The sequence below is a fragment of the Streptomyces sp. NPDC048291 genome (assembly GCF_043201715.1).
Lineage (GTDB): Bacteria > Actinomycetota > Actinomycetes > Streptomycetales > Streptomycetaceae > Streptomyces.
Genome location: NZ_JBICZC010000009.1, coordinates 491,361 through 512,704 on the forward strand (window position 1 = coordinate 491,361; position 21,344 = coordinate 512,704).

14 protein-coding genes are annotated in these 21,344 nt (G+C 73.1%); 8 read left to right on the top strand and 6 right to left on the bottom strand.

Annotation, left to right across the window (positions count from 1 at the left end):
- Positions 1-73: 73 nt before the first annotated feature.
- Complete coding sequence (locus ACGF5O_RS26340) at positions 74-943, top strand: hypothetical protein (protein WP_393812311.1); 870 nt, start codon at positions 74-76, stop codon at positions 941-943.
- Positions 944-1,006: 63 nt separating this feature from the next.
- Entirely contained in the window at positions 1,007-5,635 is a 4,629-nt protein-coding gene (locus tag ACGF5O_RS26345; RefSeq protein ID WP_393812312.1) for a hypothetical protein, read from the top strand.
- A gap of 87 nt (positions 5,636-5,722) precedes the next feature.
- Here the strand turns inward: ACGF5O_RS26345 and ACGF5O_RS26350 are convergent, their stop codons facing one another.
- On the bottom strand, positions 5,723-6,193 hold the full coding sequence (locus tag ACGF5O_RS26350) for a hypothetical protein (protein ID WP_393812313.1): 471 nt from the start codon (positions 6,191-6,193) through the stop codon (positions 5,723-5,725).
- Positions 6,194-6,626: 433 nt separating this feature from the next.
- Here ACGF5O_RS26350 and ACGF5O_RS26355 point away from each other — a divergent pair, with 433 nt between their 5' ends.
- Genes ACGF5O_RS26355 through ACGF5O_RS26375 form a run of 5 tightly spaced genes read left to right on the top strand, consistent with a single transcriptional unit; the run spans position 6,627 to position 14,531 of the window.
- On the top strand, positions 6,627-9,449 hold the full coding sequence (locus tag ACGF5O_RS26355; RefSeq protein ID WP_393812314.1) for a nitrate- and nitrite sensing domain-containing protein: 2,823 nt from the start codon (positions 6,627-6,629) through the stop codon (positions 9,447-9,449).
- Entirely contained in the window at positions 9,446-9,880 is a 435-nt protein-coding gene (locus ACGF5O_RS26360) for a roadblock/LC7 domain-containing protein (RefSeq protein WP_362585065.1), read from the top strand. The genes ACGF5O_RS26355 and ACGF5O_RS26360 overlap by 4 nt, the downstream gene beginning before the upstream one ends.
- A 9-nt stretch (positions 9,881-9,889) precedes the next feature.
- Positions 9,890-10,285, top strand: a complete 396-nt coding sequence (locus ACGF5O_RS26365; protein ID WP_393812315.1) for a DUF742 domain-containing protein — start codon at positions 9,890-9,892, stop codon at positions 10,283-10,285.
- 24 nt (positions 10,286-10,309) lie between these two features.
- Positions 10,310-13,945: a hydantoinase B/oxoprolinase family protein gene (locus ACGF5O_RS26370; protein ID WP_393812316.1), complete on the top strand. Its 3,636-nt coding sequence runs from the start codon at positions 10,310-10,312 to the stop codon at positions 13,943-13,945.
- Complete coding sequence (locus tag ACGF5O_RS26375; protein WP_393812317.1) at positions 13,926-14,531, top strand: ATP/GTP-binding protein; 606 nt, start codon at positions 13,926-13,928, stop codon at positions 14,529-14,531. The genes ACGF5O_RS26370 and ACGF5O_RS26375 overlap by 20 nt, the downstream gene beginning before the upstream one ends.
- 63 nt (positions 14,532-14,594) lie before the next feature.
- Here the strand turns inward: ACGF5O_RS26375 and glpK are convergent, their stop codons facing one another.
- The 5 genes from glpK to ACGF5O_RS26400 all read right to left on the bottom strand — a co-directional run bounded on the left by glpK (position 14,595) and on the right by ACGF5O_RS26400 (position 20,611).
- Positions 14,595-16,112 carry a glycerol kinase GlpK gene (glpK, locus tag ACGF5O_RS26380; RefSeq protein ID WP_393812318.1) on the bottom strand — a complete coding sequence of 506 codons (1,518 nt, stop codon included), beginning with the start codon at positions 16,110-16,112 and terminating at the stop codon, positions 14,595-14,597.
- Positions 16,113-16,181: 69 nt separating this feature from the next.
- Entirely contained in the window at positions 16,182-16,919 is a 738-nt protein-coding gene (locus ACGF5O_RS26385; protein ID WP_393812319.1) for an MIP/aquaporin family protein, read from the bottom strand.
- A gap of 306 nt (positions 16,920-17,225) precedes the next feature.
- Positions 17,226-18,866, bottom strand: coding sequence for a GGDEF domain-containing protein (locus tag ACGF5O_RS26390; RefSeq protein ID WP_393812320.1), 1,641 nt, complete (start codon positions 18,864-18,866; stop codon positions 17,226-17,228).
- Positions 18,867-18,977: 111 nt separating this feature from the next.
- The gene (locus ACGF5O_RS26395) at positions 18,978-20,168 is read right to left on the bottom strand and encodes a lipid-transfer protein (protein WP_393812321.1); all 1,191 of its coding nucleotides are present in this window, start codon (positions 20,166-20,168) and stop codon (positions 18,978-18,980) included.
- Positions 20,165-20,611: a Zn-ribbon domain-containing OB-fold protein gene (locus ACGF5O_RS26400; protein WP_393812322.1), complete on the bottom strand. Its 447-nt coding sequence runs from the start codon at positions 20,609-20,611 to the stop codon at positions 20,165-20,167. The genes ACGF5O_RS26395 and ACGF5O_RS26400 overlap by 4 nt, the downstream gene beginning before the upstream one ends.
- Before the next feature lie 195 nt (positions 20,612-20,806).
- Here ACGF5O_RS26400 and ACGF5O_RS26405 point away from each other — a divergent pair, with 195 nt between their 5' ends.
- Positions 20,807-21,340, top strand: a complete 534-nt coding sequence (locus ACGF5O_RS26405; protein WP_393812323.1) for an NUDIX domain-containing protein — start codon at positions 20,807-20,809, stop codon at positions 21,338-21,340.
- Positions 21,341-21,344: the final 4 nt, after the last annotated feature.

Consider the following 21,344-nt stretch of genomic DNA (forward strand, 5'->3'; position numbering starts at 1 on the left):
ACTCCATACAGTTCCGCGCCCCTGACGGGGCGCCTGCGCCGCCCCCTGTTTTCAAGATGAGGGAGTTGTCGTTGTGAGCGAGTACGTCGAGGCTGAAGCGGCTGTCGCGTCGGCGAGTGCTGCCGTCACGCCCGCCGATGCCGCCGACGCGGCTCGGCTCGTCGCCTTCGGGTTGCAGCCCAAGCTGCAGCCCGCGCGTGATCAGGAGTACACCGAGCTGCTGCGGCGCTACCGGGAGGACCCTCCGTTCGCGCGGCTCGCCGATGCCGTGGCCGCCGGGCTGGGGCTGGTGGTCCTTGAGGTGTCGCCCCGCGCGGGCATGGCCGTGACCGCCGCCGAGGACTCGGTGTTCGCCGTGCGCATGGGTGACTACGCGCGCCGCACGTCCGCGGACGGCAGCGACCGGTTCCTGCACGGGCTCGCCCACCTCGCCGTCGCCGCGCTGGCGTTCCCGCGCCCCGAGGACCTGGCCGACGACGGCTACATCGGGCGGATCACGGTCAACGGCGTCGACGCCTTCGTCCGGCAGGCCTGCCGGCGGCTGGAGGAGCGGGCCGAGGAGGCGGGGGAGAACACCGACCCCGCCACCGACGCGCCCGGGCTGGAGGCCGCCTGGCGGATCTGGGCCAGACGCAGCGCGACCGGCGCCACCAAGGACGCCCGCCGGCTGGCCGGTTCCACCACCGGCATCATCGGCAAGGCGGTCGTCTTCCTCACCGACTCCGGGTTCCTCCAGCGAACCGGCGACGACCAGGGCGGCACGTACCGCACGACGGCCCGCTACCAGCTCCAGGTGCGCGACATGGCCGGCAGCGCCGCCATGGCCGAGCTGCTGGAGCTCGGCGTCGTCCCGGTCACCGACGGCACGGCCAGCCTGCTGCCCGCCGACGCCGGCGAGGACCTGGACCTGGTCGCCGACGCAGGTCTGCCGTTCCACTCCTGAGCCGCTCCCGACGCCCTTTCCGAGCCGTCACCACCCTTTTCCCCCGTCTTACGAGAGTCCGCCATGTACGAGCTGTCCCGGGTCCGCCTCTACTCCATCGGGCCGGCCGGTGCGCGCTACGCCGACACCGTGCTGGACCTGCGGGGTGTCGGTGCGCCCGTGCCCGACCCCGCCCCCGCCCAGGCGGAGTTCTTCGAGGAGGAGCCGGTCGGCCCGCCGCGCCGGCCCGCGCCTGCGGGCGTGCTCTTCCTGGAGAACGGCGGCGGCAAGTCGGTGCTGCTCAAGCTGATCTTCTCGGTGATGCTGCCGGGGCACCGCAACACCCTCGGCGGCGCCAGCTCGGGCGTGCTGCGCAAGTTCCTGCTCGCCGACGACTGCGGGCACGTCGCCCTGGAGTGGCAGCACACGCTCACCGGCGAGTGCGTGGTCGTCGGCAAGGCGAGCGAGTGGCGGGGGCGCCAGGTCTCCAACGACCCGCGGAAGTTCGCCGAGGCCTGGTACTCGTTCCGGCCCGGTCCGGGGCTCTCGCTGGACAGTCTGCCGGTCGCCGAGTCCACCGCCGTACGGCCGCCCGTCGAGGGAGCCTCCGGCGCGCAGGGGCGGCGGCGCACCATGAAGGGCTTCCGGGACGCCATCACCGAGGCGGGCAAGTTCTACCCGCATCTGGAGGTGCACTGGGAGGAGATCCACGACCGCTGGATCGAGCACCTCGGCGAACTCGGCCTCGACCCCGAACTCTTCCGCTACCAGCGCGAGATGAACGCCGACGAGGGCGAGGCCGCCGGCCTGTTCGCGGTGAAGAAGGACTCCGACTTCACCGACCTGCTGCTGCGGGCCGTCACCGACACCCGGGACACCGACGGACTCGCCGACCTGGTCGGCGGCTTCGGCAACAAGCTCGGCCGACGCGCCGAGCTGATCGCCGAACGGGACTTCACCGCAGGGTCGGTGGATCTGCTCGGGCGGATCGTCGAGGCCGCCGAGACGCGGTCACGCGCGCGTGACATCCACGCGGGCGCCGAACGCCGCACCCGCACGCTGGCGCGCCGGTTGTCCGCGCGCGGCGTGCAGGAGCGGGTGCGCGCCGCCGACCTCGCCCAGCGGGTCACGGCCGCCGCCTACGCCGTCACGCACTCCGAGGGCGCCCGCGAGCGCAGCTCGCTGATCGCCGCCGAACTCGCCTACCGGCACGCCTCCCTGGCGCTGGCCGTCGGCGAGAAGTCCGCCGCCGCGCAGAAGCGCGAGCTGGCCGACGCACGCACCCTGCACGCGGCCTGGCAGGCCGCCGAGGCCGCGCTGCGCCACCGCGCCGCCGCCGACCGCGTCGCGCGCGTGGCCGCCGCCATCCAGGAGGCCGAGCGGGACGCGGCGCCCGCCCTCGCCGCCCGTGCCAAGGCCGCCGTCGCGCTCGTCCGGGCCCTGCACGGGGCCGCCGAGAGCGCGGAGACCCTCGCCAACGAGGAGGAGGAGCGGTCCGCCGCACTCCAGGAGGTCAGCGACGGCGCCTACCGGGACTCGACGTCCGCCGCCACCGAGGCACAGCGCGCCCGCAGCGAGTCCGGGCACCTGCGGCAGCGGCTCGGCGAGGTCGAGCAGGAGACCGCCGAGGCGGTCCGCGCGGGCTGGCTCGACGACAGCGCCCCGGACGCCGACCCGGCCCGGGCCGCGCTCGCGGCGAGCGACGCCGAGAAGACGGCCGTGGCCGCCTGGGACACCGCCCGCGAGGCCTCCCACCGGGCGGGCGAGCACGCGCGCGAGGCGGCCTCCGCCGAGTCCCGCGCCGAACTCACCGCCGCCCGCGCGGCGGACGCGGCTACCGCGGCCGGGCGGACGCACGACGCCGAGCAGCGGCTGGCCGAGAGCCTCGCGGCGGAGGAGCGGCTCGGCGAACTGCTCGGCCTCACCGGCTCCCGCGGCGCCGTTCCGCGGCCCCGCCACGAGGGCGGCGACGACACCCGCACAAGCCTCACGACTCGCACGACCCTCACGCCCGAGGAACTCGACCGGTTCGCCGACGAGTTGCGGGAGCTTCTCGACGACGCCGTCGGGTCCGCCGAGCGGCAGCTGTTCGAGCTGCGGACCGCCGCCGCCGACGACTCCCGCATCCTCGGCGCGCTCGGCGACGGCGGGCTGCTGCCGCCGGGCCCCGACGTGCTGGCCACCGTCGAGTACCTCGGCGAACACGGCATCCCGGCCCTGCCCGGCTGGCGCTACCTCGCCCAGGCCGTCGACCCCGCCGACCACGCGCGCGTGCTGGCCGCCCGCCCCGAACTCGTCGACGGCGTCGTCATCACCGACCCCGACACGCATGCCCGCGCCCGTGAGGCGCTCAGCGAGGCGGCCCTGCTGCCCCGCTCCGCGGTGGCCGTCGGCACCGCCGCCGCCCTCCTCGCGCCCACCCCGGCCGCCGACGCCGGCCCGGGCGACGTGTTCCTCGTACCGCCGAACCCGGCCATGCACGACGAGCACGCCGCCGACGAGGAGCGCCAGGCGCTGCGCGCGCGGGCCACCGAGCGGGACGAGGAGATCCGCACCCTCGCCGCCCGGCTCGGCAAGGACCGCGAGCTGGCCGCGCGGCTCGCCTCCTGGCGCACCGGCTGCCCGGCCGGACGGCTCGTGGAGCTGGCGCAGGAGGCCCGGGACGCACGGGTGTTCGCGGAGGAGTCCGAGGCCGAGCTGGCCGAGGCACGGACCGCGCGGGCGGAGGCCGAGGAGGCCGCCGCCGAGGCCGCGCAGGTGCGCGACGAGCGGCAGGAGGCCGCCCAGCGGGCCCGGCGTGCGGCCGACGCCCTCGCCGGCCTCGCGTTCCGGCTGCGCGAGCGGGCCGGCTGGCAGGTCAGGCTGCGCGAACTCGCGGACGAGGCCACCGAGTCGGAGGCCCGCGCCCAGTCCTGTCTGGAACGCGCCCGCGTGGCCGACGAGGACCGGCGTGCCGCCCAGCGCGCCGCCGACGACGCCCGCCGCACCGCCCGTGCGCTGCGCGCCGAGCGCTCCGAGATCGCCGGCGCCCCCGACGACATGCCCGAGACCGACGAGGACGCCCCCGAGTCCTCGGCGCCGCTGCCCGCCCTGCGGGAGGCCTACCGGGCCGCCTCGCAGGTGTACGAGAAGGTCGGTGTCGGCGCCGACCTGCGCGCCGAACAGGCCCGCGCCGAGAGCGACGAGAGCGCCGCGCTCGCGGAGCTGGAGCGGCTGAGCAACAAGGTCCGCACCCGCGCGGAGCAGCTCCTGCAGTCGCCCGACGGCTCCGACGGCCCCTCCCGGCAGGCCGCCGCCGCCCGCGCGGAGGAGCTGGTGCAGCTCCTGGAGACCCGCATGTCCACCGCGAGCGAGCAGCTCGGGCGGCTCCGCGGCGAGGCCGAGCGGCACGCCCCCGAGGACGGCGAGGCGCACACCGAACTGCCCGAGGAGCTCCAGCCGCGCGACGCCGAGCACGCGCAGGCACTGCTGCGCACGGCGACGGCCGAACTCGCCGCCCGCACCGAGGCGCTGGCCCAGGCCCGGGAGGCGCACGCCGAACTCCTTGACACGCACCGCGCGGCCGAGGACGCGGCGGGCGGCTTCGAGGAGATCGCCGCCATGCTCCGCGACCTGCTGCGCGAGCACACCGCCGACGACGAGCAGGAGGAGATCGAGCCGTACCCCGGCAGCCTGGAGGAAGCCCGGCAGTCCGCCGCCGAGGCCCGCAGGTCGCTGCGCGGCTGCGCCGGTGACCTGTCCGCCGCCGAGTCCGCCGTCCGCGAGGCGAGCGACGTCCTCGTACGGCACGCCAACGCCACCCGGTACGAGGCGGTGCGGACCCCCGCGCGCCAGCAGATCCGGGAACTGCCCGCCGCCGCGCTGCCCGAGCACGCCCAGAAGTGGGCGGACGCCTTCGCGCCCCGGCTGCGGGTGCTGACCGACGAACTGGCCCAGCTGGAGCGGAACCGGGACTCGATCGTGGACCGGCTGCGGGGGCTCGTCGAGACGGCGCTGGCGACCCTGCGCTCCGCCCAGCGGCTCTCCCGGCTGCCCGAGGGACTCGGCGAGTGGTCGGGGCAGGAGTTCCTCCGCATCCGCTTCGAGGAACCCGACCAGGCCACGCTCACCGAGCGGCTCGGCGAGGTCGTCGACGAGGCGACCCGGGCCGCCGTGAAGAAGAACTCCGATCTGCGGCGGGACGGCATGTCCCTGCTGCTGCGGGGAGTCGCGGCCGCCCTGCAGCCGAAGGGCATCGCCGTCGAGATCCTGAAGCCGGACGCGGTACTGCGTGCCGAGCGGGTGCCGGTGGGGCAGATGGGGGACGTGTTCTCCGGTGGGCAGCTGCTGACCGCGGCCATCGCCCTGTACTGCACGATGGCCGCCCTGCGGTCCAACGACCGGGGACGGGACAAACACCGGCACGCGGGGACGCTCTTCCTCGACAACCCCATCGGGCGCGCCAACGCCACCTACCTGCTGGAGCTCCAGCGAGCCGTGTCGGACGCCCTGGGCGTCCAACTGCTGTACACGACCGGGCTGTTCGACACGACCGCACTGGCAGAGTTCCCGCTGGTCATCCGGTTGCGCAACGACGCGGACCTGCGGGCCGGACTCAAGTACATCAGCGTGGAGGAGCATCTCCGGCCCGGGCTGCCGCAGCAGCCGCAGGCGGGAGAGGCCGTGCACAGCGAGATCACCGCCACGCGGATGTTCAAGAAGCCGTCAGCCTGACGGGACGGTTCCCGGACCGCACCGGGCACGGCGGCCGGCGGCCGCACGAGTCGGGCACGGGTCCGTCGGGGGTCCGTCCGGGGTCTGTCAGGGGTGCGTCAGCTGCCCGGTCTGGCCGCCCCGCCGCCGTATCCGCTCCTGTTCGCGCGCGGCGGCCCGCTCCTGCCGCCGGGCCGCGCGCCGCTCGCGACGGAGCGAGCGTGCCGTGCTGCTCGGCTCCGAGAGCACGCCGTAGCGCTGGTTCCACACCTGACGGGTCACCAGGACGTCGACCGCGCTCCAGGTGGCTACCACCGTGCTCGCCACGCTGCTGATCACCATCGGGAACGCCAGCCAGGACTCCGCCATCGTGCAGAAGAACGCCACCATGGCCAGCATCAGCGTGACCGCGATGATGATCACCGCCCGCACCGCCGACGTCCGCACCGGATCGGGCATCCGGTACCGCTTGGCCGGCTCCTCGACCCACAACGTCCGGTACTGCGTGTGCTGTTGCCGCACCGTCGAGTGCGTCGCCGCGCCGTTCTCGGGCGCCGCGTGCCGCTCAGCCGTCCCCATCAACGTGTCACTCCCCACCGCCGGCAAGCCCTCGCACCGGTGTCCGACGACCCCGGCTCCCCAGTGGCTGCCCGGCTTGCGCTGTTTTACGCCGCCCGGATCCGAGATGCGGCTCCTGTGGCCGAATCCGCACTCATCACCCGTCTACAAGGACGAACGAACTCGCCCGATGATTCCCGACCAGGGAAAAATTCCGGCCAACTGATCCTTCGTGCCGTTCCCGCACCACTCGCGTGAAGTCGACGCGATCGCGGTGGCAATCTCCCGCAATGCCCGGCCGACTCGTCCTGTCTGTCGGTCATGTCAGGTTATCGGGGCGGAAGTTCACCGTCCGGACAGTTCTTCGAGTTATCCCTGTGACGGTAGTAGGCTCGCGCCGTTTGTTGACGTACATGTGTACCCCCGGCCTGCGGGGGTCGAGCTGGGGGAGGCCATGCGCTTTCGCGGGAAGTCGATCCGCCGGAAGATCGTGGCGCTGCTTCTCGTGCCGCTGGTGTCCCTGACCGCCGTCTGGGGTTTCGCGGCCGTGCTCACCGGACGCGTGGTCACCCACATCTTCCAGGTGTCGTCGATCGTCGAGGACATCGGCTACCCCACCGAGGACGCGGTCCGCGCTCTCCAGCAGGAACGCCGGCAGACCCTGGTCTACCTCGCCGACCCGCGGGCCTCCGACGCGCTCGCCGCCCTGAACCGCACGCGCGCCGCCACCGACACCACCGTGGCCGAGCTCCGCAAGAACGCCGGGGAACAGCACGTACGCGACGGCCTGGACACCGAGGACGGTGAACACCTCACCGCCGAACTCGACGGCCTCGACGGCATCGAGCCGCTGCGCCGCAGCGTCGAGCAGGGCACCGTGGACCGCGCCGAGGCCCTCGCCCTCTACGACGCCGTCGTCGACCCCTGCTACACGCTCCTCGGCTCCCTCGACGGGACCGACGACGTCGAGATCGACAAGGAGGCCCGCGCCCTCCTCAACATCACCCGCGCCCGGGAGCTCGTCTCCCGCGAGGACGCCCTGCTCGGCTCCGCTCTGGTGGTCGGGAAGGTCTCCCGCGAGGAGACCCGCGAGATCTCCGACCTCATCGCCCAGCGCACCCTCCTCTACGACATCAGCCTCCCGCTGCTGCCGGCCGGCGAACGCGACCGCTTCGACCGCTTCTGGAAGAGCGCCACCACGGCCCCGCTGCTGGCCGCCGAGAGGTCCGTGGTCGCCGCCGGATCCGGCGTGCCGAACGACGTCGACGCGCGCAGCTGGGACACCACCGCGGGCAATGTGCTCGACGAACTGCGTACCCTCGACGACCAGGTCGGCGACCGCTTCAAGGACCGCATCAGGCCCGTCGCCGTCAGCGAGTTCGTCCAGGCGGCCGTCGTCGGTGTCCTCGGTCTCGCCGCAGTGCTGTTCTCACTGGTCATGTCGGTCCGGGTCGGCCGCAGTCTCATCCGCGACCTGCGGCTGCTGCGCCAGGAGGCGCACGACGCGTCCGGGGTCCGGCTGCCGAGCGTGATGCGCCGGCTGTCCGCGGGCGAACAGGTCGACGTGGAGACCGAGGTCCCGCGCCTGGAGTACGACAGGAACGAGATCGGCGAGGTCGGCCAGGCCCTCAACACCCTGCAGCGCGCCGCCGTGGAGGCCGCCGTGAAGCAGGCCGAGCTGCGCGCCGGCGTCTCCGAGGTCTTCGTCAACCTCGCCCGCCGCAGCCAGGTCCTGCTGCACAAGCAGCTCACCCTGCTCGACACCATGGAGCGCAGGACCGAGGACACCGACGAACTCGCCGACCTCTTCCGCCTCGACCACCTCACCACCCGTATGCGACGGCACGCCGAGGGCCTGGTCATCCTCTCCGGCGCCGCGCCCTCGCGACAGTGGCGCCGGCCGGTCCAGCTGATGGACGTGGTGCGTGCCGCCGTGGCCGAGGTCGAGGACTACGAGCGCATAGAGGTCCGCCGGCTGCCCCGCGTCGCCGTCACCGGCCCCGCCGTCGCCGACCTCACCCACCTCGTGGCCGAACTCCTGGAGAACGCCACGGTGTTCTCGCCACCGCACACCGCCGTGCAGGTCCTCGGCGACCGCGTCGCCAACGGCTTCACGCTGGAGATCCACGACCGCGGTCTCGGCATGGCGGCCGAGGCGCTCCTGGACGCCAACCTCCGGCTCGCCGAGACGCCCGAGTTCGAGCTCTCCGACACCGACCGGCTCGGCCTGTTCGTGGTCAGCCGCCTCGCCCAGCGCCAGAACGTCCGCGTCTCGCTCCAGCCGTCCCCCTACGGCGGCACCACCGCCGTCGTCTTCATCCCCGACGTACTGCTGACCGACGACGTCCCCGACACCAACGGCGTCGGCTTCCGCCTCGACCGCAGCCACCCGGCCGGGGAGGCCGAACCCGCGGAGAGCCGGGCCGCCTCCCTGGCCCAGGTGCCGGGACAGCGGCCCGGACTGCCGGCCGCGCTGCTGGACGGCCCGGTCGAGCTGGGGGCAACCGTCGACCTGGACGCGCTGGGCGACTTCCCGGGCGCCCTCACCGACGACGACAGTGAGCGCGGCGGTCTGTTCCGCCACCGCCGCTCCGCGGCCCCCGCCGGCGACCCCACGCCCGCCGTGACCGAGCTCCCGCACCCGGACCGCGAGACCGCCGGCCGCTCCGGCGACGAGCACCCCGGCAGCCCCCTGCCACTGCCCGGACGGCGTACGCCCAAGCTGGTCAGCTCACACGGCAGACCGGTCACCGAGCCGCGCGGCCGCCGCGTCGCCCCGGACGAGCGGGACCCGGCGGACCAGGGCCGCCCCGAACCGGGCGGACTCGCCCCGCTGCCCTCCCGCCGCCGCACCGACCCGTCCTCGCCCCGCGCCATCGGCCCGGCCGACCGAGCCGGGGAACGCGCGGCGCACCAGGTCGGCGGCCCGGAGGAACCCCCCGCCCTGCCACGGCGCACCCGCCGCTCCGAGGCCGCCTCCGGCAGCGGCACCGACGACTCCGTCCCGCCCCCCGGCAGCACACCCCCGGAGGCCGCGTCCGGCACCCGGCCGCTGCCCAGGCGGGTACGGCAGGCCAACCTGGCCCCACAGCTGCGACAGGAACCCGCACCATCCACCGCGCGCGAGCCGGAACCCGTCGAGCGCGATGCCGACGAGGTCCGCAGCCGCATGGGCGCGCTCCAGCGCGGCTGGCAGCGCGGCCGTGCCGAGAACGCCGAGGGCGACGGCTCCTGGAACAGCACAGCACAAGGAACGACTAAGGGGGACGGTCGATGACCGATCCGAAGGCGACCGGCCACACGGCGACGAACAAGGGCGAGCTGAACTGGCTGCTGGACGACCTCGTGGACCGGGTCGCCAGCATCCGCAAGGCCGTCGTGCTCTCCGGCGACGGCCTGCCCACCGGCGTCTCCAAGGACCTCTCCAGAGAGGACGGCGAGCACCTGGCCGCCGTGGCCTCCGGCTTCCACAGCCTCGCCAAGGGCGTGGGCCGGCACTTCGAGGCGGGCAGTGTCCGGCAGACCGTCGTCGAACTCGACGACGCCTTCCTGTTCGTCACGGCCGCCGGCGACGGCAGCTGCCTCGCCGTCCTCTCCGACGCCGACTCCGACGTCGGCCAGGTCGCGTACGAGATGACACTCCTGGTCAAGCGGGTCGGCGTACATCTGGGGTCCGCTCCGCGCACCGATCTGTCCTCCGGCGGGTAGTGGGATGACATGAGCGGAGACGGTCAGGGAAGAAGCCACTGGTTCGACGACGAGGCCGGACCGGTCGTCCGTCCGTACGCCATGACACGGGGCCGCACCACCAGTACGGCCCAGCACCGCCTCGATCTGATCGCGGTGGTCGTCACGGAGCCGCACGTGGACGACCCGGACGACGACCGGACGCTGTCCCCGGAACACGTGGACATCGTCGAGCTCTGCCGCGACGCCCCGCAGTCGGTCGCCGAGCTGGCTTCGGAACTCGACCTCCCCGTCGGAGTGGTGCGGGTCCTCGTCGGCGACCTCGTCGACGGGGAACTCGTCCATGTCAACCGGCCGGTACCCCCGGCCGAGCTGGTGGACGAGAGTATTCTGCGCGACGTGATCAACGGCCTCCGGGCGCTGTGACCGGCGCGGAAGCGGAGTAGTGACGTGACAGGCTGGCAGTTCTGGGTCGACCGGGGCGGTACGTTCACCGACGTCGTCGCACGGCGCCCGGACGGCCGGCTGCTCACCCACAAGCTGCTCTCCGACAACCCCGCCCGGTACGCCGACGCGGCCGTCGCCGCCGTACACGAGCTCCTCGACGGCTCCGGTGACCCCGTCGACGCCGTCCGGATGGGCACCACTGTCGCCACCAACGCGCTTCTCGAACGCAAGGGCGAACGCACCCTCCTCGTCATCACCCGCGGCTTCCGCGACGCCCTGCGCATCGCCTACCAGAACCGCCCCCGCATCTTCGCCCGCCGCATCGACCTGCCCGAGCTGCTGTACGAGCGGGTCGTCGAGACCGACGAGCGCGTCGCAGCCGACGGCACCGTGCTGCGCGCACCCGACCTGGAGGCCCTGGCGGGCCCGCTCCGGGAGGCGTACGACGACGGGATCCGCGCCGTCGCCGTGGTCTGCATGCACAGCCACCTGTATCCCGCCCACGAGCGGGCGATCGGCGAGCTGGCCGCCTCGACCGGCTTCCCGCAGATCTCGCTGTCCAGCGAGGTCAGCCCGCTGATGAAGCTGGTCCCGCGCGGCGACACCGCCGTCGTCGACGCCTACCTGTCGCCCGTGCTGCGCCGCTACGTCCGCCGGGTCGCCGACCAGCTCGAAGGCGTACGGCTGATGTTCATGCAGTCCAACGGCGGGCTCGCCGAGGCCGGGCAGTTCCGCGGCAAGGACGCCGTGCTCTCCGGTCCGGCCGGCGGGATCGTCGGCATGGCCCGGATGTCGCAGCTCGCCGGCTTCGACCGGGTCATCGGCTTCGACATGGGCGGCACCTCCACCGACGTCTCCCACTTCGCCGGCGGGTACGAACGGGTCTTCACCACGCAGATCGCGGGCGTCCGGCTGCGCGCCCCCATGCTGGACATCCACACCGTCGCCGCGGGCGGCGGCTCGGTGCTGCACTTCGACGGCTCCCGCTACCGCGTCGGCCCGGACTCGGCCGGCGCCGACCCCGGCCCGGCCTGCTACCGGGGCGGCGGCCCGCTGGCCGTCACCGACGCCAACGTCATGCTCGGCCGGATCCAGCCGGCCCACTTTCCCCAGGTCTTCGGCCCGGACGGGCACCAGCCGCTGGACGCCGGCCTCGTCCGCGACCGCTTCACCGGGCTCGCCCGGGAGATCCGCGAGCGGACCGGCGACGACCGCACCCCCGAACAGGTCGCCGAGGGCTACCTGAGCATCGCCGTCGCCAACATCGCCAACGCCGTGAAGCGGATCTCCGTCCAGAAGGGCCACGACGTCACCCGCTACGCCCTCACCACCTTCGGCGGAGCCGGCGGGCAGCACGCGTGCATGGTCGCCGACTCGCTCGGCATCCGCACCGTCCTGGTGCCGCCCATGGCCGGGGTCCTGTCCGCGCTCGGCATCGGCCTCGCCGACACCACCGCCATGCGCGAACAGTCCGTGGAGGCCCCCCTGGAGCCCGCCGCCATGCCCGGCATCCGCAAGACCGCCGACGACCTGGAGGCCGCGGCCCGCGCCGAACTCCTCGCCGAGGACGTCCCCGAGGACCGCGTCGAAGTCACCCGCCGCGCCCAGCTCCGCTACGACGGCACCGACACCACCCTCACCGTCGAGCTCACCGAGCCCGCGGCGATGAAACACGCCTTCGAAGAACGTCATCGCGCCACGTACTCCTTCACGCTCGACCGCCCGGTCGTCGTCGAAGCGCTCTCCGTGGAAGCCACCGGCATCACCCAACCCCCCGATCTCTCCGCCCTCGCCCCTTACGAGGGCACGCCCGCCGCCCCGGAGGCCGTCCGCCTCCACACCGGCGGCGCCTGGCGCGTCGTACCCCTCCACCGCCGCGAGGACCTGCCCCCCGGCGAAACCGTCACCGGCCCGGCGATCATCACCGAGGCCAGTGCCACGACCGTCGTCGACGACGGCTGGCGGGCCGCGGCGACCGACGACGGGCATCTGGTCATGGAACGCGCGACGGTCACGCAGAGTTCCGATCTCGACACGGAAGCCGACCCGGTCCTGCTCGAGGTCTTCAACAACCTCTTCATGTCGATCGCCGAACAGATGGGCGCCCGCCTGGAGTCGACGGCCCAGTCCGTCAACATCAAGGAGCGTCTGGACTTCTCCTGCGCCCTCTTCGACCCGGACGGGAACCTGGTGGCCAACGCCCCGCACATCCCCGTCCACCTGGGCTCCATGGGCACCAGCGTCAAAGAGGTCATCCGCCGCCGCGGCACCTCGATGCGCCCGGGCGACACCTATGCCGTCAACGACCCCTACCACGGCGGCACCCACCTGCCCGACGTCACCGTGATCACACCGGTCTTCGCCACGGAGGGTGACCGGATCCTCTTCTACGTCGCCTCCCGCGGCCATCACGCCGAGATCGGCGGCATCGCGCCGGGCTCGATGCCGGCGAACAGCCGCACCATCGACGAGGAGGGCGTCCTCTTCGACAACTGGCTGCTCGCCGAGAACGGCCGGTTCCGGGAGGCCGAGACGCACCGGCTGCTCGCCGAGGCCCGCTACCCCTCCCGCAACATCCCCACCAACCTCGCCGACCTGCGCGCCCAGATCGCCGCCAACCGCAAGGGCGTCGACGAGGTCGGCCGGATGATCGAGGAGTTCGGTCTCGACGTCGTCCAGGCCTACATGCGGCACGTCCAGGACAACGCCGAGGAAGCGGTCCGCCGGGTGATCGACGCCCTCGACGACGGCGCGTACGCCTACGAGACCGACTCCGGGGCGGTCATCCGGGTACGCGTGCGCGTGGACCGCGCCAACCGGCGCGCGACCGTCGACTTCACCGGCACCTCCGCCCAGCTCGCCACCAACTTCAACGCCCCGTTCGCCGTCGTCAACGCGGCCGTGCTGTACGTCTTCCGCACCCTCGTCGCCGACGACATCCCGCTCAACGACGGCTGCCTGCGCCCGCTCGACATCGTTGTGCCGCCCGGTTCGATGCTCGCCCCCGAGCCGCCGGCCGCCGTCGTCGCGGGCAACGTCGAGACCTCCCAGGCCATCACCGGCGCCCTCTACGCGGCGCTCGGCGTCCAGGCCGAGGGATCGGGGACCATGAACAACGTCACCTTCGGCAACGAACGCCACCAGTACTACGAGACCGTCGCCTCCGGTTCCGGAGCCGGTGACGGCTTCCGCGGCGCGAGCGTCGTACAGACCCACATGACCAACTCCCGGCTCACCGATCCGGAAGTCCTGGAGTGGCGGCTGCCGGTCCGCCTGGACGAGTTCGCCGTACGGGCGGGCAGCGGCGGCGCGGGCCGCTGGAACGGCGGGGACGGCGCGGTCCGCCGCGTGCGCTTCCTCGAACCCATGACCGTGTCCACCCTCTCCCAGCACCGCCGTGTGCCCCCGTACGGCATGGCCGGCGGCGAACCCGGCGCACTGGGCGCCAACCGGGTGGAGCGGGCCGACGGCACGGTCACCGAACTCGGCGGCAGCGATGCCGCGGACGTCGGCCCCGACGACGTACTCGTCGTCGAAACCCCGGGTGGCGGCGGATACGGACGCCCGGCACCCGGCACCCGAACCCCCCAACGACCCCATCAAGCAGGAGAAGAGAACGATGATCTTCGGGCGATCTGAGCGCGGCAAGCCCCCGGTCGAGCCCGTCACGCTCAAGATCCTCGTGGCCGGCGGCTTCGGCGTGGGCAAGACGACCCTGGTCGGCGCGGTCAGCGAGATCCGGCCGTTGCGCACCGAGGAACTGCTCACCGAGGCCGGGCGACCGGTCGACGACACCTCCGGCGTCGAGGGCAAGCACACCACCACCGTCGCCATGGACTTCGGCCGCATCACGCTGCGCGAGGACCTGGTGCTGTACCTGTTCGGCACGCCCGGGCAGGAGCGGTTCTGGTTCATGTGGGACGAGCTGGCCGAGGGCTCGCTGGGAGCCGTCGTGCTCGCCGACACGCGCCGGCTGGAGGACTGCTTCGCCGCCGTCGACTACTTCGAGCGGCGTTCCATACCCTTCCTCGTCGGCGTCAACTGCTTCGAGGACGCGGCCCGGTACCCGGTGGAGTCCGTCCGCAAGGCCCTCGACCTCGATCCGGACGTGCCGGTCGTGCTCTGCGACGCCCGGGACCGGGAGTCGGTCAAGGAGGTGCTCATCGGCGTCGTCAAGCACGCGATGGCGTACGCGGCGGGCCGGCGGCAGTCCGTCACGACCTGAACGGCGGCGGCCGGCACGGCCCGTACCCCCGCCGACCGGGGTACGGGCCGTGGTCCGGGGTGGTTACTCGCCTTCCTCCAGCCAGCCGAAGCTCTTCTCCACCGCCTTGCGCCAGTTCGCGTACTCCCGGTCGCGTGTCGACGCCGCCATCGCGGGCGTCCACTCCGCGTCCTGCTGCCAGTGCGACCTGAGTTCGTCCAGGTCGTTCCAGACACCGGTGGCAAGACCTGCCGCGTACGCGGCGCCCAGGCAGGTCGTCTCGGAGACCCGGGGCCGGATCACCGGTACCCCGAGGACGTCGGCCTGGTGCTGCATCAGGAGGTTGTTCTTCGTCATGCCGCCGTCCACCTTCAGGGTGGTGATCGGCACCCCGGAGTCCTGGTACATGGCGTCCACGACCTCCCGCGTCTGCCAGCTCGTCGCCTCCAGGACCGCGCGGGCGAGGTGCGCCTTGGTGACGTACCGGGTCAGCCCGGTGACGACCCCGCGCGCGTCGGAGCGCCAGTAGGGCGCGAACAGGCCGGAGAAGGCGGGCACGATGTAGGCACCGCCGTTGTCGTCGACGCTCGCCGCCAGCGTCTCGATCTCGTCGGCGGTGCGGATGATGCCGAGCTGGTCGCGGAACCACTGGACGAGCGCGCCCGTTATGGCGATGGAACCCTCCAGGCAGTACACCGGCGCCTCGGTGCCGATCCGGTATCCCATCGTCGTCAGCAGCCCGCTCTTGGACGGCACCGGCCGGTTGCCGGTGTTGAGCAGCAGGAAGCTGCCCGTCCCGTAGGTGTTCTTCGCCGTGCCGACGTCGTAGCAGGCCTGGCCGAAGACCGCCGCCTGCTGGTCGCCCAGCGCGGACGCCACCGGCACCCCGGCGAGCTGGCCGACGGCCGTGCCGTACACCTCGGCGGACGACCTGATCTCGGGCAGGACCGCCTCGGGGACGTTCATCGCGGCGAGGATGGCGGGGTCCCACTGGAGGGTCTCCAGGTTCATCAGCATGGTGCGCCCGGCGTTGGTGACGTCGGTGACGTGCCGGCCGCCGTCGGTGCCGCCGGTGAGGTTCCAGATCAGCCAGGAGTCGATGGTCCCGAAGGCGATCTCGCCGCGCTCGGCCCGGTCCCGCAGCCCGGGCACGTTGTCCAGCAGCCAGGCAGCCTTGGGCCCGGAGAAGTAGCTGGCCAGGGGCAGCCCGGTCTGCTCGCGGAAGCGGTCCTGGCCGTCGCTGCCGCCGAGTTCGTGGCAGAGGGAGGCAGTGCGGGTGTCCTGCCAGACGATCGCGTTGTGCACGGGCTTGCCGGTGGCGCGGTCCCACAGGACGGTCGTCTCGCGCTGGTTGGTGATGCCCAGTGCGCTCAACTGGTCGGGGCGCAGCCCCGCGTTGGCGAGCGCCCCGGCCACCACGGCCTGCACCTTGGACCAGATCTCGGTGGCGTCGTGCTCCACCCAGCCCGGCTTGGGGAAGATCTGGCGGTGCTCGCGCTGGTCGACGGCGACGATCGCGCCGCCGTGGTCGAAGATGATGCAGCGGCTCGACGTGGTGCCCTGGTCGATGGCGGCGACGTACTTCTCGGCGGTGTCCGTCATGGCTACCCCTTGGTCGCTGGGTCGGAAGACTGCGTGGGCTCGGAGGGCCGTGCTTCGCAGGGCCGTGCTTCAGAAGGCCGCGTTGTAGATCAGGCCCGCGAGCGCCCCGCCGATCAGGGGGCCGACGACCGGGATCCAGGCGTAACCCCAGTCCGAGGTGCCCTTGTGGGGGATCGGCAGGAAGGTGTGCACGATCCGCGGGCCGAGGTCGCGCGTCGGGTTGATGGCGTAGCCCGTGGGGCCGCCGAGCGACAGCCCGATGCCGACGACGAGCAGCGAGACGATCAGTACGGTGGTGCCGGACTCGCCGAGCCCCTTGGTCAGTCCGAACGCGAGGATCGGCAGGACGAGCGCGATCGTGGCGATGATCTCGGTGACGAGGTTGGCGACCGGGTTCCGGATCTCCGGGATGGTGGAGAAGATGCCGAGCGTCGGCGTCGGTTCCTCTCCTGACTCCTCGTCGGGCACGTTGGCCTGGAACTGGGCCAGGTAGACCAGGTACGTCAGGACGGCGCCCAGCATCGCACCGACGAGCTGGCCGAGCAGGTAGACCCAGACCTTGCCCCATTTCCCGGTGTCGACGGCGATGCCGATGGTGACGGCGGGGTTCAGCTGCCCGCCGGAGAGGGGAGCGGCGGTGTAGGCGCCGGCGAGGACGCCGAATCCCCAGCCGAACGCGATCGCCACCCACCCCGCGGCCCGGGCCTTGGAGTGTCTCAGGGTGACCGCGGCGCAGACCCCCGCACCGAACAGGATCAGGATGGCTGTGCCGATGACTTCGCCTACGAAGATGTCTCCGTTGCTCATGGCGGCTCCTAGGGCGCTGGCCGGGGGATCGACCCCGGCGCTTGAGCAGGAACGGTTCCCTTGGCGACGTCAGCCGAAGGCAGGGAAGGTCCCGCGCCCCGCCCGGCGTCCATGACGAGCGTGCCGTAGCGGCCGGATCGCCCATGGAGGGAGGAGCGTCGAGACAGGAGCAGCCCATGGCGCAGTGCCTGAATACGCCGAGAATGTACGGCGATGTCGGCCGACACCGGAAGTTTTCACCGGCACTCAGGGGGCGTCAAGGTCGCCGACGGCAACGATGACAGGCAACCCGCCGGAGGGCAGGTGTCACGGCTCCACCGCCGCGTACCCGGCCTGGGCCGGGTACGCCTCCGAGCCGCGCCGGATCTCGTGCCCGGGCAGTCCCGCCCGCCCCAGTACCCAACTCGCCCCGTCGAGCGCCTTGGCGGCCTTCTTGAGGGGTGCCAGACAGGCGGCCGCCTGCCGGTGGTCGGCCACACTGCCGGGTCCGCACACGACGGTGGCCAGGGACAGCGTGACGGGACGCCCGCCCGCGGTCCAGGGCGCGTCGAGCAGGGCGGCGACCTGGTCAAGCCCCGTCTCGTCGGCGAGCACCAGGAAGTCGTCCCCGCCGATGTGTCCCACGCGCGCGTGCCCGACGGCGGCCTCCTGCAACGCCTGCCCCACCGAACGGATCAGGTCGTCGCCCGCGGCGAACCCCGCACCGTCGTTCACCTGTTTGAAGTGGTCGATGTCCAGCCAGCTCAGCGCGAAGACGCGGCCGTCCGCGAGCCACCGGTCCACCTCGCCCGTGATCGCGTCCGAACCGGGCAGCCGTGTCAGCGGGTTGAGCCCGGCCGCCTCCTCGACCCGGGTCTCGGCGAGCGCCCGTACCAGGTCGGCCAGGCGTACGACGCCCACGCAGCGGCCGAACCGGTCGACGACCGCCACGTCGTCCGAGGTGCGGTCCGGGCCGCCGACGGCCACCACGTCCAGCACCTCCCAGGCGGTCGCGTCGACGCCGACCGTGCGGGGTGCGTCGCCCAGCTTGAAGGCCGGGCGGTCCGCGTACAGGGCGTGCCCGTAGCGGCCGGACATCGACAGCAGGAAGCGGGAGCGGTGCACCGACCGGACGGGGGCGCCGGTCTGGTCCACCAGGAGCACGCCGGAGACGTCCGGGGAGCCGGTAAGCAGCGCCCGCACCTGCAACGCGGAGGCGGTGACCGGCAGGAGAGCGGCGGGCCGGACGAACTCCCGCACGTACGGCCCGGATCGCGGTGCCGGCCCGGCGGCGGGGGAGGGCGGCGGAACGTATACCTCCGCGACCGGGATCCGGGCCGGGGGCGCGAACAGCTCGCCCTGGGCCAGCTGCGCCCCGGCCGACAGCGCGGCGGAGTAGTGGAGTTCGGTCTCCACGCCCTCGACGGCCACCAGGGCGCCGAGTTCCTCGCACAGGGTCCGCATCGCCCGCACCGCGGCCGGCCGGGCGAGCAGCGAGGCGTCGAGCTTGATCAGGTCGGGGGAGAGGTCGGTGAGCAGCCGCAGCGGCACGTCCCCGTCCCCGATGCCGTCCGCGCTGATCCGGAAGCCGTGGCCGCGCAGCACCGCCACGGCCTCCAGCAGGGCCCGCTGCGGCACGTGCGTGTACGGCGGGACGATGTCCAGGGTGACCTCCCAGGGCATCCGTCCGGCCTCGCGGACGGCCTCGGGCAGCGGTCCGATGCCGCCCAGGTCCGCCAGGGTGGCCGCGAAGACGTTGATGTGCAGCGGCAGCAGCGTCTCCTTGCGGGCCGCCGCGCGGAAGGCCAGCACCGCCAGCCTGCCGTCGAGTTCGGGATTCCGGCGGGCTTCGCCGAGGACGTCGCCGGTCTCGGGGCGGGCGAGGATCTCCAGTGCGGCGATCCCGCCGGTCGTCAGATTGACCACCGGCTGGAAGGCGAAACGGAGAACATCCGTCCAGGTGCGCACGGGAGCATGATGACGCCACCGGCGCACGCCCAGGGGCAGTTCATGAGACGTTCACGCACCCTTTCGGGGTGGTCACGCAGGGTATGCGCCTCTGGGGTCACACCCGTCCCGTCAGCGCACCGCTATCACGGACGAGCCGTGCCCGAACAGCCCCTGATTGGCCGTGATCCCCACGCGCGCGTGCGCCACCTGCCGGTCGCCCGCCGCGTCCCGCAACTGCCAGGTCAGCTCGCAGACCTGGGCGATCGCCTGGGCCGGCACCGCCTCCCCGAAGGACGCGAGCCCCCCGCTGGCGTTCACCGGTATACGGCCGCCCGGGGCCGTCGCGCCCTCGCGCAGCAGCTTCGCCGCCTCGCCCTCGGCGCACAGCCCGAGATCCTCGTACCACTGCAACTCCAGCGCGGTGGACAGGTCGTACACCTCGGCGAGGGACAGCTCCTCCGGGCCGATGCCCGCCTCCTCGTAGGCGGCCCGCGCGATCGACGCCCGGAAGGGCTCCGGGGGCGGGTCCACCGCCGCCGCGGAGTCCGTGGCGATGTCCGGCAGGTCAAGGACCGTACTCGGGTAGCGGGGCGTGACCGTGGACACCGCGCGGATCCGCACCGGCCGTGCCGCCCCGTGCCGGCGCGCGAACTCCAGGCTGGACAGGACCAGGGCGGCCCCGCCGTCGGAGGTGGCGCAGATGTCCAGCAGCCGCAGCGGATCGGCGACCACCTGGGAGGCGGCGACCTCCTCGGCGGTGACCCGCTTGCGGTAGCGGGCGTACGGATTGAGCGCCCCCAGGGCCGCGTTCTTCACCTTGACCAGGGCGAAGTCCTCGGGGGTGTCCCCGAACACCGCCATCCGGCGGCGCGCGTACAGCCCGAAGTACGTCGGATTCGTCGCCCCCAGCAGCCGGAAGCGCAGCCAGTCGGGATCGTCGGGCCGGTCTCCTCCGGCGGGCCGGAAGAAGCCCTTGGGCGCCGCGTCCGCGCCCACCACGAGCACCACGTCCGCGAGGCCCGCCAGGATCTGCGCCCGCGCCGCTGCGACCGCCTGGGCCCCGGACGCGCACGCCGCGTACACGCTCGCGACCCGCGCCCCCTGCCAGCCCAGCGCCCTGGCGAAGGTCGCGCCCGCCACATAGCCCGGATACCCGCCACGCACCGTGTCCGCGCCCACGACCGAGCCGATGTCCCGCCACTCCAGTCCGGCGTCCGCGAGCGCCGCGCGGGCCGCCGCCGTCCCGTACTCGACGAAGCTGCGTCCCCACTTGCCCCAGGGGTGCATGCCCACCCCGAGTACCGCCACGTCCGCCGTCATGCCGCCACCCCCGCAGGCCGCCAGTGCCAGGTCGTCCAGGTCGTCTCCGCGTCCTCGCCCAGGACGCCGGGAACGACCTCGACCTCCATGCCCACCGCCAGATCGGCGACGGTGATCCCGGGAACCGCCTGGCCCAGCACCACGATCCGCTCGGCCGCCAGCTCCACAGCGATCAACGCGTACGGTTCCCACGGAAGTTCCGGATCGCTCACATAGGGTGACGGTGGGCGGTATCTGCTGTCGGTGTACGACCAGATCCGTCCGCGCCGGGAGAGCGGGACCTCCTCCAGGTCGCCGCCCGCGCAGGCGGGGTTGCGGCAGTGGACGTCCTCACGCGGGAAGAAGACCGAGGCGCAGGCCGCACAGCGGGTCCCCAGCAGGCGGAATCCGTCCCCCTCGCCGGTGAACCAGCCGTCGACCGCCGGCGTGCGTGTGCGCGACAAAGCTCCTCCAGGAGACGAGATCTGACGGAACGTCAGAAGTGTGCCACGGGCCGCCGGGATTGGGCAGGTCGCGTCGGCACCGCCTGCCGCCCCGCCTGTCTCCCGTTCCGGGGCCGCCACATGTCGCTTCACTTCCGGAAGGAGACGTTCCCCTGACCGTAAGACGTCGTACTCCCGATCGGATAAAGTCCGCGCGTGTCCGAAAATCAGCACCCAATTGCCAACTCCGCTCCGGGCTCGCACTGTTCGAGCTGCGGAGCGGCCTACGGAGAGGGAATCTCCGGCTGGCCCCGCACCTGCCCGGCCTGCGGCCGCGTCGCCTACCGCAACCCGCTGCCGGTGGCGATCGCCCTTCAGCCCGTCTACGACACGAAGGGCACCGCCCTGGTCGTCATCACCCGCACCGTGGCCCCCGCGCGCGGCGGCACCGCGCTGCCCGGGGGCTACGTCGACGACCGCGAGGACTGGCGGCACGCCGTCGTCCGTGAGCTCAAGGAGGAGACCGGAATCGACGCCGCCGCCCGCGACGTACGGCTCGTCGACGCCATGAGCTCACCCGACGGGCACCTGCTGCTGTTCGGCCTCCTCCCGGAGCGCCCGGCCGAAGGCCTCCCGCCGTCGGGCGCGACCGACGAGACGGAGGGCTGGCACCTGCTGCGTCGCCCCGAGGAACTCGCCTTCCCGCTGCACAGCGTGGCCGTACGCGCGTGGTTCGAGGGCCGCTACTGAGCCC